The following is a 14317-nucleotide window of genomic DNA, read 5'->3' on the forward strand; positions in this document are numbered from 1 at the left end:
TCACGCCGTCGCGGGACGAGGGTGGCTCGCCCCTGCCGAACCCTGCTGCGTGCGAGGCGCCGCGGCCGGAGCCTCGACGGATGCCGCGAGCGACACATCCTTCTTCGGCACCTCGATCGGGGGCCGCTCGGAGACCGGGCGGTCTTCGCTCGACAGCCAGAGCGGACGCTCGGGGAGCTTCTTGATCTCGGTGAAGATCTCGGCGATCTGGTTGTGGTCGAGGGTCTCCTCCTCGAGCAGAGCCAGCGCCAGCTTGTCGAGCAGGTCGCGGTTCGCGCTGATCACTTCGTAGGCCTCGTTGTGTGCCTGTTCGATGAGCGCCCGAACCTCCGCATCGACGCGCTCCGCGACGCTCTCCGAGTACTCGCGGCCACGGCCCATGTCACGCGCCACGAAGACGTCGCCGCCCTCGGAGCCGAGCTTGACCGGTCCGACCTTCGTGGTCATGCCGTATTCGATGACCATCTTGCGGGCGATCGAGGTCGCCTTCTCGATGTCGTTCGACGCACCGGTGGTCGGGTCGTGGAAGACGAGCTCCTCCGCGACGCGACCGCCCATGGCGTAGGTCAGCTGGTCCTGCAGCTCGTTGCGGGTCACGGAGTACTTGTCGTCGAGCGGCAGCACCATCGTGTAACCCAGGGCCTTGCCGCGCGGGAGGATGGTGATCTTCGTCACCGGGTCGGTGTAGTTCATCGCCGCCGCCGCGAGCGCGTGTCCGCCCTCGTGGTACGCCGTGATGAGCTTCTCCTTGTCGCGCATCACACGCGTGCGCCGCTGCGGGCCCGCGATCACGCGGTCGATGGCCTCGTCGAGAGCACGGTTGTCGACCAGCTGCGCGTTGGAGCGCGCGGTGAGCAGCGCGGCCTCGTTGAGCACGTTCGCCAGGTCGGCGCCGGTGAATCCCGGGGTCTTGCGGGCGACGACCTCGAGGTCGACGCTCTTCGCGAGGGGCTTACCCTTGCTGTGCACCTCGAGGATCCGCTGGCGGCCCTTGAGGTCGGGCGCATCGACGCCGATCTGTCGATCGAAGCGGCCGGGACGCAGCAGAGCGGGATCGAGGATGTCGGGGCGGTTGGTCGCAGCGATCACGATCACGTTGGCGTTGGGGTCGAAGCCGTCCATCTCGACGAGCATCTGGTTGAGCGTCTGCTCACGCTCGTCGTTGCCGCCACCCATACCGGCGCCGCGATGGCGACCGACGGCGTCGATCTCGTCGATGAAGATGATGGCCGGAGCGTTCTCCTTGGCCTGACCGAAGAGGTCGCGGACACGGGAGGCACCGACGCCGACGAACATCTCGACGAAGTCCGATCCGGAGATGGAGTAGAAGGGAGCGCCGGCCTCTCCGGCGACCGCGCGTGCGAGCAGCGTCTTTCCGGTTCCGGGAGGGCCGTAAAGGAGCACGCCCTTCGGGATGCGGGCGCCGATCGCCTGGAACTTGCCCGGGTCCTGCAGGAACTCCTTGATCTCGTGGAGCTCTTCGATCGCCTCGTCGGCACCGGCGACGTCGGCGAAGGTGACGGTCGGGGTCTCCTTGTTCACCAGCTTCGCCTTGGACTTGCCGAACTGCATGACCTTGCCGCCGCCGCCCTGCATCGACGAAAGAAGCCACCAGAACAGCAGTCCGAGGAGAACGAGCGGCAGCAGCAGCGAGAGGAAGCCGTCGAACCAGGTCGCGCGCGGGACGGCGTCGTTGAAGCCGTCCTTCGGGGCCGACTCGTTGATGGCCGAGACCACCTCGTCGGCGCGGGCGTCGACGTAGTAGAACTGGACGTTCTCCGCACCCTGGAACGGCTTCGACAGTGTCAGGTCGACGCGCTGGTCGCCGTCGGTGTTGACGACCTCGGTGACCGTCTGGCCGGAGAGGAGCTTCAGCCCCTCCTGAGTGGTGATCTGCTTGGGTGCCCCGAGGTTCGAGATCAGGAGGAAGCCTCCGAAGAGCAGCACGCCGATCAGCGCGACGTAGATCAGCGGATTCCGGGTGAGCTTCTTCACATCCATGATCGGATCAGCGTATCGCGCGCGTCCTAGGGGGCCGCTGTGCGTTCACCCACGGCGTAGCCCGTCAGCTGTAGACGTGCGGGGCGAGCACGGCGACGTCGCGAAGGTTGCGATACCGCTCGGCGTAGTCGAGGCCGTACCCGACCACGAAGTCGGTGGGGATGTCGAAGCCGACGTACTTGCAGTCGATGACGACCTTCGCCGCCTCCGGCTTGCGCAGCAGCGCCAGCACCTCGATCGACTCCGCGCCGCGGGAGCCGAAGTTCTCCAGCAGCCAGCTGAGGGTCAGGCCCGAGTCGATGATGTCCTCGACGATCAGGACGTGCTTGCCGTTCAGGTCGGTGTCGAGGTCTTTGCGGATCTGCACGACGCCGCTGGACCGGGTGCTGGCGCCGTAGCTGGAGACGGCCATCCAATCCATCGGGGCGTGGAACGGGAGGGCGCGGGCGAAGTCGGCCATCACCATCACCGCTCCCTTGAGGACGCCGACGAGCACGAGATCCTTGCCCTCGTAGTCGATGGCCACCTGGGCCGCGAGCTCCTCGAGCTTGGCGAGGATCTGCTCCTCGGTCACGAGGATCTGGGCAAGGTCGTCCTGGATTTCCGCGGCGCGCATGGATCGATTTTAGGTGACCGGCCCGAGTGCTCGGGGACGGATCCGAGGATCGGGCGAATATCCCTGCGCCCGCGGCATCCGCACTACTCTGGCGGGGAGACGGGCCCACGCCCACCGACGGAAGGATTCACCATGGCTCTTGACGACATCCTCAAGCAGGTTCCGATCGACGACATCGCCGAGAAGCTCGGAGTCTCCCACGACGAGGCGAAGGCGGCCGTCGAGCAGGGCGGCGCCGTGCTGCTGGGCGGTCTCGCGAAGAATGCGGAGACCGAAGAGGGCTCCGCCGCCATCCAGAAGGCCCTGCGCAAGCACGAAGGATCGCGCGGCCCCTCGAAGGTCGACGATGTCGATCAGGCCGACGGCGACAAGATCGTGACCCACATCCTCGGATCGAACAAGAAGGACGTCACCGAGAAGCTCACCGAGTCCAAGGCGACCGCCGGCATCGACTTCGGCAAGCTCCTCCCGATCCTCGCGCCGATCGTGATGGGTCTCATCGCGAACGCCAGCAAGGGCAAGACCGAGAAGGCGGATGCCGGGGCGCAGGAGTCCGGCGGCGGCATCGGCGACCTCATCGGCGGCATCCTCGGCGGCGGCGGCAGCGGTTCCGGCAGCAGTGCCGGCGGGGGCGGAATCGGCGACGTGATCGGCGGGATCCTGGGCGGCGGCAAGTCCGGTGGTGGCGGGATCGGCGACATTCTGGGCGGCCTCTTCGGAGGCAAGAAGTAGTCAGCGACCGGAAGCGGAGAAGACGATCTGCCCGCCGCGGCGCAGAGCCGAGCAGCCGGGCAGGTCTATCGGCCCCTGACCTGTCCAGTCCGTGACGAGACGGGCGACCTCGACCGTCTGCGTGCGCGTCAGGCTCACGCCGAACTCGCTGTCCACGACGAGACGGATGATCCGGTTGCGCAGGGCTGCGGGATTCGCGGCGAGTGCGGCGACGCTGACCGAGATACCCGCCTCGGCATGCTCGACGATGTCCTCGATCGTCTCGTGGATCATCTCGTCGAACGCCTCTGCGTCTTCCCGCAGCTGCTCGGCGGTGCGGGCGAGCGCCTCCGCGATGCCCGGACCCAGCTCGGCCTCGAGCACCGGGAGCACCCGCTGTCGCACCCGCACCCGGGCGAAGCGCTCGTCGAGGTTATGCGGGTCTTCCCAGGGCGTCAGACCGGATGCCGCGCAGAGCGCCCGCGTCGTCTCCCGCCGCACGCCGAGCAGCGGCCGCAACCAGCGCAGCCCGTCCTCGTCTTCGCGCGATGGCGCCATGCCCTGGAGGCTCGCCGCTCCCGACCCGCGGGCGAGGCCGAGCATCACTGTCTCGGCCTGGTCGTCGAGCGTGTGCCCCAGAAGCACCGCAGACGCACCGATCTCGGCCGCGACTTCCCGCAGCACCCGGTAGCGGGCCTCGCGCGCCGCCGCCTCCGGCCCTCCCTCCCCCTGGACGTCGACACGCACCACGACCGTTTCGACTCCGAGCGCGGCGGCGATGCTCGCCGCACGTGCGGCGACCTCCGCCGAGTCGACCTGGAGACCGTGATCGACGGTGACGGAGGTCGTCCGGACTCCGGCCTTCGACGCCTCGAAGGCCGTCGCGGCGGTGAGGGCGAGCGAGTCGGCGCCCCCGGACAGGGCGACGATCACCGTCGATCCCTCAGGAAGGTCGGCGAGCGCGGTGCGCACGGCGAGGCGGATCTCGGCGATGACGGGAGAGAGCGACGGCACCTGTCCACGGTAGGACACCAGCCGTGTTTCCGCGCGCGTGCGTCGCCCCGAGCACCGCGCGGTCTAGTCTGGCGCCGTGACAGATCGCAGGAGCACGCAGCAGTTCTCGACCGAGAGGTTCAAGGCCTTCGCCGACGCCGTCGTCGCGATCGCGATGACCCTGCTGATCCTCCCGTTGCTGGAGTCGGTGTCGGATGCCGGCACCGAGGGCCTCACCACGGCCGACTTCTTCCACGAGAACAGCGGACAGCTGTTCAGCTTTGGGCTGAGCTTCGTCCTCATCGCGAACTTCTGGATGGAGCATCACCGGCAATACACCGAGGTGACGTCGATCACACCGGCGCTGCTCTGGATCAACATCGCGTGGATGGCGACGATCGTGTGGTTGCCCGTGCCGACCGCGATGCTCGGGCAGATGGACACGGACCCGCTGCAGGAGATCGTGTACATCGGCACCCTGATCCTCACCCAGATCACGACGCTCGCCGCTCGCGTCTACCTGCTTCGGCATCCGGAGATGACCACCGCGACGACCGCTCGAGTCCGGCACGGCGCCGCCGCCGACATCGCCGCGATCATGCTCTTCGCGCTCGCACTCGCGGTCGCCCTGCTGATCGGCGACCAAGGGTATTTCGCACTGTTCCTCCTGGTGCTCACCGGCATCGTCTCCCACCTCATCTATCGGCTCTGGACGCATGGGAAGCCGGGCACGACCGGGGAGACGGCCGCAGACGCGCGCGAGTAGGCTGGTCCGCGGCATCCAACCGTCTTTTCAGAGGAGCACACGCATGGGCGCACACGACGCCGTCATCGAGATTCCGCGCGGCAGCCGCGTGAAGTACGAGGTCGACCACGAGACCGGACGAGTGCATCTCGACCGCGTGCTCTACACGACCTTCGGGTACCCGGCCGACTACGGCTACTTCGACAACACGCTCGGCGAGGACGGCGACCCGCTCGACGTGCTCGTGCTGCTCGACCAGGCCATCTACCCGGGCGTCGTCGTCGAGGTCCGCCCCGTCGCCGTGCTCAAGATGAGCGACGAGGCCGGCGGAGACGACAAGCTCGTCGCCGTGCTGTCGAAGGACCCGCGCTGGGCGCACATCCGGGACATCGGCGACCTGGCCGAGTACACGAAGAAGGAGATCGAGCACTTCTTCGAGCACTACAAGGACCTCGAGCCCAACAAGTGGGTCAAGGTCGACGCCTGGGGCGACGCGGCCGAAGCGCAGCGCATCCTCGACGAGGCGATCGTCCGCGCGGGCGAGCAGGGTCACTGACCCAGGAGCCCGCTCCCGTCACGACGAAGACCCCCGGATCCGCTCAGCGGCCCGGGGGTCTTCTCGTCTCTGTGCGAACGAGCACTCAGACCGAGATGCCCTTGCCCGCCATGAAGTCGATCGGATTCGTGTAGGCGCCGTTGATGTAGACCTCGAAGTGCAGGTGGCAGCCGAAGGACCCGCCGGTGTTCCCCGCGTAGGCGATGACCTGTCCGGCGTTGACCCACTGTCCGCTGCGCACGGCGAATCCACCCTGCTTGATGTGCGCGTAGCCCGTGGCGACGCCGCCGCCGTGCTGGATGCGCACGTAGTTGCCGTAGCCGCCGTTGTAGAACGCGGCATCGACGGTGCCGGAGTGCGCGGCGTAGATCGCCGCACCGCAACCATTGGCCAGGTCGACGCCGTAGTGCCAGCTGGAGGAGCATCCGTTGGAATTGCACTGCTGCGAGCGCGGGCCGTAGCCCGAGCTGCGGTAGCCCCCGTGCGGGCGGACCCAGCCGCCGTTGCCGGGAGTGCCGCCCCCGCCGCTGTTGCCGCCCGCATTCGCGGCGGCTTCCTCGGCGGCCTTGGCGGCGGCCGCCTCGCGGCGCTTGCGGCGCTCGGTTGCCCCCTTCTGGTACTCCGCGACTGTCTTGGAGGTGGTGTCCTTGAGCGCGGCGAGCTGCGCCTGCATCGTCTCGAGATTCTCGGACTGCTCGTCGAGCGCCGCCTGCGCCGCATCCGCCGCCTGCTGCGCCGCGACCATCTTCTGCTCGGCGATCTGCTGCAGACGATCGCGCTCGTCGCGCGCAACGACGGCCTGGTCGCTGAGCGACTGGGCGGAGTTGCGGGCGGCGACGGCGTCGTCGTAGACCGACTGGTTGTATTCGAGGAGCTTGTCCATCGTGCCGAGACGCGCGAGCAGCTCGTCGGCGTTGTCGGCGGAGCCCGCGAAGAACAGCTCGAGCGACGTGTCATCGCCACCGTTGCGGTAGAGCTGTGCAGCGACCTGTCCGGCCTTGCGCGCTGACTCGTCGGCGACGGCCGCCTGAGCGTCGGCCTGCTGCTGCAGGGTCTCGGCCTCCGCGATCGCGGCGAAGTAGTTCTGCTGGGCTTCGAAGAATTCGTCGGATGCCACCTTGGCGGCGGCCTGCGTGTCGGCGACCTTCTGCGTGAGGGACTGGATCAGCCCCTCGATGCGGCTGACTTCTGCGGCCTTCGCCGCCTGGTTCTTCTTCGCGGCCACCACGTCGTCCCAGTCGGGGTACGAGGCGGCATACGCGGCGGAGACGCCGGACGTGATGCCGAAGGCACTGAGCGAGACCACGCTGAGCACACCGAGTCCGAGGGCCCCGCGGCGGCTGATCCCCTTCTTCGCCAAAGCGCGACTCTCCGTCGCGCTGGGCGCGCAGCCACATTCTGCGGATGCTGCCTCAGCAGCATCCAGCGTGATCCTGTCGTTCACTCGGCCCCTTCCGCCGGTTTCACACATGTCACACTAACAACAACATTCACACCAGCAACAGAGTGAGTATGCGGATGCCGTGGCACGCCTGACGTGTCCATCGTCCCCCCGATCGACGCTTCGAGTGGGCTGCCGCGCCCTCGATTCGCGATTTGCCTGAAACATCCCTTATGCTTGAGCGTCGGCAAGGAAGTCCCCCGGGACTGACTCGGCCCCATCGTTTAGCGGCCTAGGACGCCGCCCTTTCACGGCGGTAGCACGGGTTCGAATCCCGTTGGGGTCACTCCATCCGATACAATTGAAAACAAGTATGGCCCTGTAGCGCAGTTGGTTAGCGTGCCGCCCTGTCACGGCGGAGGTCGCGGGTTCAAGTCCCGTCAGGGTCGCTCCATGCGATGAGCTCTTTCTTCGGAGGGAGCTCTTCGTCTAGGACGCGACAGGTTCGCCGGTCGCGCGGCTCTGTAGCTCAGTTGGTAGAGCGCACGACTGAAAATCGTGAGGTCACGGGATCGACGCCCGTCGGAGCCACTGCCGCTTCTCTAGGCTTCTACTGGGGAAGCGGCTTTTTCGTTAACAGCCCCGATTTGCCGAGTGTATCCGAGGGTGTCCCCCATCCTCCCAAACGGCAACTCACGACTCACGCAGCAGTACGCCGGCCACGTTCTCGAGCCCGCATCTCTCCCCGTTCCCTCACCATGCGCGCGGTCACAGGGTCTGCAGCGATCCCTTCCGCAGATTCGGCGGCTCGTAGGAGTAGCACGGTGTATCGGATGTCTGTGATGCCGAGTGTGTGGCGGATGAGTTCGCGTTTGGTGGGACTGTTGCCGGGGTGTCGTCGTTCGAAGGCGAGGATGGTGGTGTATGTCATGCGTTCATGTTCCTCGGGGGTTCGGACATTACAGCGGCGGTGTTAGGTTGCGGTTGCCCGGAAGTGTTGCGGTTGTCGAGACGGAAGCGTAAACTGTTGCTATGAGCGATACAAATGAGACCCATATGGTATGTCGTTTCTGCGGAAGTCGAGAACGAGATCATCCTGGTGGGGCGTACTGCCCCAGTTGGCCGCAGGGCAAAAAGGATGCGAACCTCACTGGCCCGAGCGTGAACAGCTCCGGACAGCACGCGCGTGGAATCGACACGGTAGATACTTGCCCCGTTTGCTCCACTGGGGGGCGCTGATGTTGCAGCCAGGAGAAGTGCAGGCCGCACTGGATCGCATGGAGATCGGAGAGGCATCGTCGGAGGTTTTGGGGATGATCGTTTTGGGCGCAACTGCCTTCGCCGCACTAGTGCCCGAGTACGTCTTCAAATCCCCGATTGCAGCGGTTGTCTTCGCCACACAGAACGAAATGGCGGCGGAAACGATGCAAGCCGGACGACCGAGTGAGCGGATGCTTCTACGTCTCGCCCCGCCACTTCCGGCATGGCCCGCGGTCGAGCAGAATGATACCGAGTCATGACCGCTACACTTCAACGCGTGTCACCGAACCCGAAACGTGTCCTGAGTCCTGCCGACGAGACCAACATCCGTGAAGCTCTCACCCGTCGTGATGATGCGGTTGAGGGTGTGCGTCGTGCCGTGTTGGATGCTGTGTCGCATGGTGCATCGGTTCGTGTCCTGGCTGAGTTCACGGGCATGTCGACGAACACGATCAGCCGCTGGAAAGCCGACGCAAGGGAGACGGTTTCTGATGAATGACATTCCCGATTTCGTGCTCGACCACGGCGACAGAATGTTTCAGGACCTCATGCGGCGGATGAAGCCCGAGGTGTCCGTGACGCTCGACCCATTCGTGATTCAACCGATCCGGATCAATGCCCGAGTGCGGCCTGAGCATGTGTGACCACTCGCAAGATGAGGGTGGCAGAGAAGCCGCGATGGTTGTCATCAACCCCGGAACGTCAGAACGGAATCACCGTGACGGTATCTGGTGCGACCCTTGCCTCGAGCCCCTGATCCGTGCGCTCAACACGGCAGGCGTGGCGACGGTAGCTTCCTGCTGCGGTCACGGCACCGCCCCGACGTGGGTGTCGCTCAAGGACGGCCGCGACCTCGTTGTGTTCCCCGATCACCCCACCACCGTACGGACCCTGAACCCGCATGCCGACCTGACGGATATCTCATGACCATCCCTTAGCGTCGTCCGTTGGGTGGTCCGTCGTGTACGTCTTGGTCGTGTTTCATGTTCGCGGCGTACAGCCTGACGCATGCATGTTCGAGTGTGTTCGACCAGCCGATGACGTCGCCGCGAAACGTGACCTTGTAGCGGACGACACCAGCACTGGGGAGTCGGCGGATCTCGATACGGCCGAACGGGTCCACCTCATGCCGCGCCGTCATCAACCACACACCCGGAGAAGGCTCGGTCGTCAGGAAAATCGGGTGGAAGGTGGTCACCGGTCAATGATGCGGGCAACGTCCGACAACGACAAGAAACCCCCGCCCGACCGGTGAAGGTCGAACGGGGGTCTATGATGTCGAACATGTTGAAGATCCGGCGTCGGCTTCGTGCGTTCTTCGCCATGCCGAACCCGCGCACGTCAACCGTTTGCGGTACGTGCGGGCGGGATCTCGAAGGTCTGATCGTGTTCAAGAGCCACACGGCCCCCGGACGTTACTGCTCCGAGTCCTGCGCGGAAGACGCTGAGTCCTCCTGGGCTTGGTGATCAGCCGCCGAGCTCCACGACCTCGAAGCGCGCAACCCACCGGATGGTTGTCGCCGCCGCACCCGTGAGCAGCAGCACGACCGAGTTCGTGGACGCGGATGCGCTGCACGCCCAGCCCGACGCCCCGGCATCCGCCGCGATGAGCGTCGCCGCCGGGAACGAACTTCCCACCGCAACGGCCGCCGCCGAAGCAATGCGCTTCGCTGCTCCCTTGAGTTCCCAGGTAGCGCTGTTTCCCGTGGCGGTGTCGCGCGCGGTCACCATCACTCGGTACTGCACGGTCTGCGCCGGGTTGAGCAGGTAGCCGGGCATCGATCCGACCGTGGCGCTGGTCGTCGTCGCACGCTGGACGATGTCGCTGATCTGCGCATCGCCGGCGACCGCAAACGCACCGTTCGCGACGGCCTGCTGACCCGCGATACGCGCGATGGCCTGCAACCCTCGGGCGGTCGCGTAAGCCGCGGTCGCGTGCGAAAGAACACCCTCCGACACGGCACCATCGGCGGTCGCTGTCCCGTTGTTACCCGATGCCCGCGAGTAGTTCCCGGATGCAGTCATCAGGTTGCCGGTCGCGAGCGACTTGACGCCGGAAGCCGTCACCTTGTTGCCGATTGCGGCGCCGTCCGCCGCACTCGCCTCCACCCCAATCGCTAGGCCGCCAATACCAGTGACCGTGTTGAAGTTTCCGAACGCGGTGCCCGCGCTGCCCGTAACCGTGGTATTGCTCCCGCCGACAGTGCAGTTGCCACCGCCGGGCACGTTGATCGTGTTGAGGTACCCGCCGACGATGACGCAATAGTCGCCGTCGAGGATGCTGTTGGTGTACCCGCCTCCGATGACCGAGAAGTCTCCCACGACGATTTTGTGTACGGCGCCGCCGAGGATCGCGTTGTGAGTCGCGTTGAACGCGATGTACGAGTGGTCGGCGAGAATCACGCCCTTGAGACCCGCAATCACGTTGTCGTACCCCACGCAGAAGCTGTGGTTAGCGCGCTTGTTCACGTCCGCTTCAAGAAGATCAGCCGGTGTTCGCGGGGACGTTGCTGAGCCCCGTGTTCACATTCGCGATGACGCCCTTGCCGATGACATTCTCGCGCCCAGGTGTGCCGTCGCCCCCGATGATGGAACCTAAGACGTCAGGAGCAATGACATTGTCGGGGTGACCTGCCTTAAAGTTCCAACCCGACCCCACCTGCGTGATTGTTACTTCCGAGCTGGGCACGTAAGCGTCGGCAAGGATAGCGCCGATCGTCGTTCCGCTGTCGCTCATGTCAGTGCCGAGCGCCTGGATGACGGGCTCGGGAAGCCGGTAGTCGCTATCATTCACTGCAACAAGACGATCAACCATTGCGTCTCCCGCCTTTCGTTTTGTTGTGCCTCATCGGTCGGTGAGTTTGGCGATCTCTGCGGGAACAGTCACGCGGCTGACCGGTTTGGCGCCGTCGCTGTTGCCGTAGAACTTGGTGTCGAGGGCTTGCAGTGCCGCGATCGAGTAGTCACGACGTACCGGCGTCCCGAGCTGCACGGATGCCGTGGACCCGGAAGCGCGCACAGGAAGCACGTTCCCTGCAATCCGCGACACCATCGTGCGTGCGTCCGTCTTGCCCTGGTCGTCGTAGATCATCATGCGAGCGAACATCACGGCGTCACTGCTGCTCGTGTTGTTCACCCATTCGTTGTCCCGGCTGAAGTAGTCGAGCCCGCGTGCGATCCACGGCTGGCGGGAATCCGTCGCGCTCGTCTTGCCGGCCCGGTCGTCCTGCTCTTCCATGAACACGACTTGCGCGGCACCCTGGAAGCTGTTGCCCCAGAAGCGGATGTTGCGTGAACCCTTGTTGTAGAACGCGAACTTGGTGTCACCGTTGATCTTGACGTTCGCGACAACACACCAGCCGCACAGTTCGATGTGTACGCCGTACTGGGTTTTGCCGATGATGTCGATGTTCGTGATTGCCGCGTCAACACAGGACTGGTCGAGCCAGATGGCGACCGAGTTGCGGGGGTTCTCGATGATGAGTCGGTTCGCAACCAGACCCGTCGACACGGTGTCTTTCCATGCGGCCATCTCGCTGTTGTCGAACGCCGCACCAGACTTGTTCGCGTTGCGGATGATGCTCGACTCGGCGGTGAACTTGTCCGTCCAGTCCGTCGAGAGGATCTGCTTGGCGTTGCTGCCATCGAGCGTGCTAAAACGTACGGTTGCGCCAGTGAGCCGACGCGTCCGGTTGCCGAACGCACGCACCCCGAACGACGTCGAGTTCGTGATGTGCATGTTCTCGAGCAGCAGACCGGACGCTGACGACCCATCACCCGGATCGTCAGCCAGGATCAGAGTCCCGTAGTTGCCACCCCAGTTGCCGGTGAACCCATCCAACTGGAACCCGCGCATGACTACGCCCGGTGCTTTCACGATCATGAAACCCTTGACAGAACCATCAGCCGGGATGACCTTGACAGCCTCGCCGGGATAGTTCTGCAGGATGAACGCACCCTTGCCCTTGGTGAACGAGTCACCGAAACCGGGCACCTTGTATGTGCCGGCGCGCATCGAGATCGTGTCACCGGGCTTGTGGTTGTTGAGCGCAGTCGCCAGTTCGGTCGAGTTCTTCACGATGACGGACTGTGCACCGAGCGGGTAGGCGGCAGAACCGAGCGGGAGTGCACCGATCTGTGCGGGGATGACTACAGGCGGCGTCTCGAGCTCGGCGATGCGTGCCTTGAGAAACCGCACCTGTTCGTTGAGACCCGCAATCTCGGCAGTCTGGGCGTCACGTTCGGTACGGGCGACGTCCAGCGCACCATCCGCCACCAGCAGCAGCTCACGGAGGCGCTCAAGTTCGGTGTCGTAGACGGCCTCGAAAGCAGCCCTCGCGTCATCATGCACAGACATGCGTACTCCTTGGGTCAGTCAAGGTCGGGCGTGACGGTCAGCGTTGAGTACCCGCTATTGGGAAACGTGATGACGTCGGCGCCCTTGGTCACTTCGAGCTCGACGCTGTAGGTGCCCTTTTCGAGCGTGCCGGTGAGCTTGTGTGCCACGACACCCTCGACGGCATCCGTGATCGTGGAGGGCAGGACGATGGCCGTGTCGCTGTTGCGGGGCTTGGCGACCAGTCGCACGGTTGCCCCGGTGAGATCCAGGTTCGCTTTCCACTGGATCGAGTGAGTGTCCCCGCTTTTGACGATCATGCGTCCTCCAACGTGTGCGTGATGATGACCGGTGCGAGGGTGTGAGCGCTCGTCACGTCAGTGAGTGATGCAGACCAGTCGCCCGTCAGTGTCCGTGTCTTCGGAACAGGTGGCCCCGGGACGTACGTGCCGACAGTGAACTCGGCCGCGCTTCCCGATACGGCAGCGACAGTGCCCGCGACTGGGAACGAGACCGAGAAGGTGGAGGCAGCGGCACTCTGAACCTGGACGATCCCGGAGATGACGCGCCCGACCGTCATGGATGCACTCGACGTGGAGAGCACGCCGACAGTCCCACCGAATTCGATCGGCGCCGTCGTGACAGTGAATGCAGCAGTCGCGGTCGAGGTGACGTCCGTGCTGCCCGAGATCCGCATCGTGGCAGTCATGGAACCGGCCGCAACAGACGCGGCCTGCGCGGCACCGGAGATGGCCCACTGCCCTGTCACCGCCGCCGATGTGCCCGACGTCGCTGATACTGAACCAGAGAACGCCTGGACGACACTCAGTGACCCGGATGCTGCAGACGTTGCAGGCGTGAGCCCCGAGATGGGGAGGCGCACCGAGAACGCCGCCGAGGTCACCGACGCCGCGACCGTAGTTCCCGAGATTTCCTGGGATACAGATGCCGGATCGACCGCGATCAGAACCGCGTACCCGTTCGTCGCGTGCGTGTTCTGGAACGTGACCGTCGTCGCGCCCACCGCACCGGCAGTCGGCATGTCCTTGTATCCGATGAACAACGACTCGGCAGACGTGCCGTTCGCGAACGTGTGCGAGATTTTCGTGAAGCCGTTGTTGACAGTCGCCTCAACGGTTTCGTTCGCTGTCGTGCGTTCCGTGGCAATGATGAACACGCGCGCGCCGGCGACCGTCGTAGTGATCGACGGCGCGGTGGTTCCGAACGTTGCACCAGATGCCGCGCGGGTGCCATCCGCGCCAACAATCAGAGACGCCGGATTCACGCCAGCGATCGATAACACCAGGTGCGAAGTCTCCACAGACTGGTTCGGCGCATACGTCCACGTCGTGTCACCAGACTGACGAGTACGCGTGAAAAGTGACGTTTTCAGCGTGCCCGTCAGCACGCCCGTCTTCTGCACCGACCAACCAGCCGGAGTTGTGATCGTGGTTGCCGACGAGTCTTGAAACCCGACCGGCAACACCATCAGATCACCGACAGCGGCAGAAGCGTTCGGTGTGACAGTGCGGTTGCCTGTTCCCGACTGGAAAACCGATGTGCCGGTCAGATGGGTGATCGGCATCGCGACCCCTTACAGTCAGTCGAGCGTGATCGAAACGGCCCCAACAGCAGCCGTGAGAGTGTCGCCCACAGCAACCGTCTTGGATGCCGCGAGGGCGGTCCAGTCGGTGCGCTGAGTACCCGCCGTAGAGGCC

General features: G+C 65.0%; 18 protein-coding genes and 3 tRNA genes. 10 read left to right on the forward strand and 11 right to left on the reverse strand.

Going from position 1 to position 14317, the window contains the following annotated elements; translation table 11 throughout:
• Positions 1-2001, reverse strand: a complete 2001-nt coding sequence (ftsH, locus tag QFZ21_RS08985) for an ATP-dependent zinc metalloprotease FtsH (RefSeq protein ID WP_307376888.1) — start codon at positions 1999-2001, stop codon at positions 1-3.
• Positions 2002-2065: 64 nt separating this feature from the next.
• Entirely contained in the window at positions 2066-2617 is a 552-nt protein-coding gene (gene hpt, locus QFZ21_RS08990; protein WP_307376890.1) for a hypoxanthine phosphoribosyltransferase, read from the reverse strand.
• A gap of 132 nt (positions 2618-2749) precedes the next feature.
• Between hpt and QFZ21_RS08995 the strand changes: the two genes are divergently transcribed.
• The gene (locus QFZ21_RS08995; protein ID WP_307376894.1) at positions 2750-3349 is read left to right on the forward strand and encodes a DUF937 domain-containing protein; all 600 of its coding nucleotides are present in this window, start codon (positions 2750-2752) and stop codon (positions 3347-3349) included.
• Here QFZ21_RS08995 and tilS read toward each other — a convergent pair whose 3' ends face one another.
• On the reverse strand, positions 3350-4342 hold the full coding sequence (tilS, locus tag QFZ21_RS09000; protein WP_307376896.1) for a tRNA lysidine(34) synthetase TilS: 993 nt from the start codon (positions 4340-4342) through the stop codon (positions 3350-3352).
• 76 nt (positions 4343-4418) lie between these two features.
• Here tilS and QFZ21_RS09005 point away from each other — a divergent pair, with 76 nt between their 5' ends.
• Positions 4419-5087: a TMEM175 family protein gene (locus QFZ21_RS09005; RefSeq protein ID WP_307376900.1), complete on the forward strand. Its 669-nt coding sequence runs from the start codon at positions 4419-4421 to the stop codon at positions 5085-5087.
• A 43-nt stretch (positions 5088-5130) separates the two neighbouring features.
• A complete protein-coding gene (locus QFZ21_RS09010) occupies positions 5131-5622 on the forward strand; it encodes an inorganic diphosphatase (RefSeq protein ID WP_307376901.1) in 492 nt (163 codons plus the stop codon).
• 85 nt (positions 5623-5707) lie between these two features.
• Here QFZ21_RS09010 and QFZ21_RS09015 read toward each other — a convergent pair whose 3' ends face one another.
• Positions 5708-7066 carry a M23 family metallopeptidase gene (locus tag QFZ21_RS09015; protein ID WP_307376905.1) on the reverse strand — a complete coding sequence of 453 codons (1359 nt, stop codon included), beginning with the start codon at positions 7064-7066 and terminating at the stop codon, positions 5708-5710.
• 210 nt (positions 7067-7276) lie between these two features.
• Here QFZ21_RS09015 and QFZ21_RS09020 point away from each other — a divergent pair.
• The 3 genes from QFZ21_RS09020 (at position 7277) to QFZ21_RS09030 (ending at position 7594) form a co-directional block, all read left to right on the forward strand.
• Positions 7277-7349, forward strand: a tRNA-Glu gene (locus tag QFZ21_RS09020).
• 29 nt (positions 7350-7378) lie between these two features.
• Positions 7379-7452, forward strand: a tRNA-Asp gene (locus QFZ21_RS09025).
• Between the two features lie 69 nt (positions 7453-7521).
• Positions 7522-7594: transfer RNA gene (locus tag QFZ21_RS09030), tRNA-Phe, on the forward strand.
• Positions 7595-7703: 109 nt separating this feature from the next.
• On the opposite strand, the gene QFZ21_RS21050 is transcribed toward QFZ21_RS09030, so the two are convergent.
• A complete protein-coding gene (locus tag QFZ21_RS21050; protein ID WP_373426010.1) occupies positions 7704-7934 on the reverse strand; it encodes a DUF3263 domain-containing protein in 231 nt (76 codons plus the stop codon).
• 325 nt (positions 7935-8259) lie between these two features.
• On the opposite strand from QFZ21_RS21050, the gene QFZ21_RS09035 reads away from it, so the two are divergent.
• From QFZ21_RS09035 to QFZ21_RS09050, 4 genes are read left to right on the forward strand one after another with little or no spacing between them, the layout of a single operon-like run.
• Entirely contained in the window at positions 8260-8523 is a 264-nt protein-coding gene (locus QFZ21_RS09035; protein WP_307376908.1) for a hypothetical protein, read from the forward strand.
• Between the two features lie 17 nt (positions 8524-8540).
• The gene (locus tag QFZ21_RS09040) at positions 8541-8762 is read left to right on the forward strand and encodes a helix-turn-helix domain-containing protein (protein WP_307376911.1); all 222 of its coding nucleotides are present in this window, start codon (positions 8541-8543) and stop codon (positions 8760-8762) included.
• Positions 8755-8907 carry a hypothetical protein gene (locus QFZ21_RS09045; RefSeq protein WP_307376914.1) on the forward strand — a complete coding sequence of 51 codons (153 nt, stop codon included), beginning with the start codon at positions 8755-8757 and terminating at the stop codon, positions 8905-8907. Before QFZ21_RS09040 ends, QFZ21_RS09045 begins: the two co-directional genes overlap by 8 nt.
• Before the next feature lie 34 nt (positions 8908-8941).
• Positions 8942-9190 carry a hypothetical protein gene (locus QFZ21_RS09050; protein ID WP_307376916.1) on the forward strand — a complete coding sequence of 83 codons (249 nt, stop codon included), beginning with the start codon at positions 8942-8944 and terminating at the stop codon, positions 9188-9190.
• A 7-nt stretch (positions 9191-9197) separates the two neighbouring features.
• On the opposite strand, the gene QFZ21_RS09055 is transcribed toward QFZ21_RS09050, so the two are convergent.
• The 6 genes from QFZ21_RS09055 to QFZ21_RS09080 all read right to left on the reverse strand — a co-directional run bounded on the left by QFZ21_RS09055 (position 9198) and on the right by QFZ21_RS09080 (position 14184).
• Complete coding sequence (locus tag QFZ21_RS09055; RefSeq protein ID WP_307376920.1) at positions 9198-9461, reverse strand: hypothetical protein; 264 nt, start codon at positions 9459-9461, stop codon at positions 9198-9200.
• Between the two features lie 269 nt (positions 9462-9730).
• Positions 9731-10732: a hypothetical protein gene (locus QFZ21_RS09060; protein WP_307376923.1), complete on the reverse strand. Its 1002-nt coding sequence runs from the start codon at positions 10730-10732 to the stop codon at positions 9731-9733.
• Between the two features lie 16 nt (positions 10733-10748).
• On the reverse strand, positions 10749-11078 hold the full coding sequence (locus QFZ21_RS09065) for a hypothetical protein (RefSeq protein WP_307376926.1): 330 nt from the start codon (positions 11076-11078) through the stop codon (positions 10749-10751).
• 30 nt (positions 11079-11108) lie between these two features.
• The gene (locus tag QFZ21_RS09070; protein ID WP_307376929.1) at positions 11109-12620 is read right to left on the reverse strand and encodes a hypothetical protein; all 1512 of its coding nucleotides are present in this window, start codon (positions 12618-12620) and stop codon (positions 11109-11111) included.
• Positions 12621-12634: 14 nt separating this feature from the next.
• Positions 12635-12919 (reverse strand): hypothetical protein, encoded by a 285-nt coding sequence (locus tag QFZ21_RS09075; protein ID WP_307376932.1) that lies wholly within the window; start codon positions 12917-12919, stop codon positions 12635-12637.
• On the reverse strand, positions 12916-14184 hold the full coding sequence (locus tag QFZ21_RS09080; protein WP_307376935.1) for a hypothetical protein: 1269 nt from the start codon (positions 14182-14184) through the stop codon (positions 12916-12918). Before QFZ21_RS09080 ends, QFZ21_RS09075 begins: the two co-directional genes overlap by 4 nt.
• Between the last annotated feature and the right edge of the window lie 133 nt (positions 14185-14317).

The organism is Microbacterium sp. W4I20, assembly GCF_030816505.1.
Classification (GTDB): domain Bacteria; phylum Actinomycetota; class Actinomycetes; order Actinomycetales; family Microbacteriaceae; genus Microbacterium.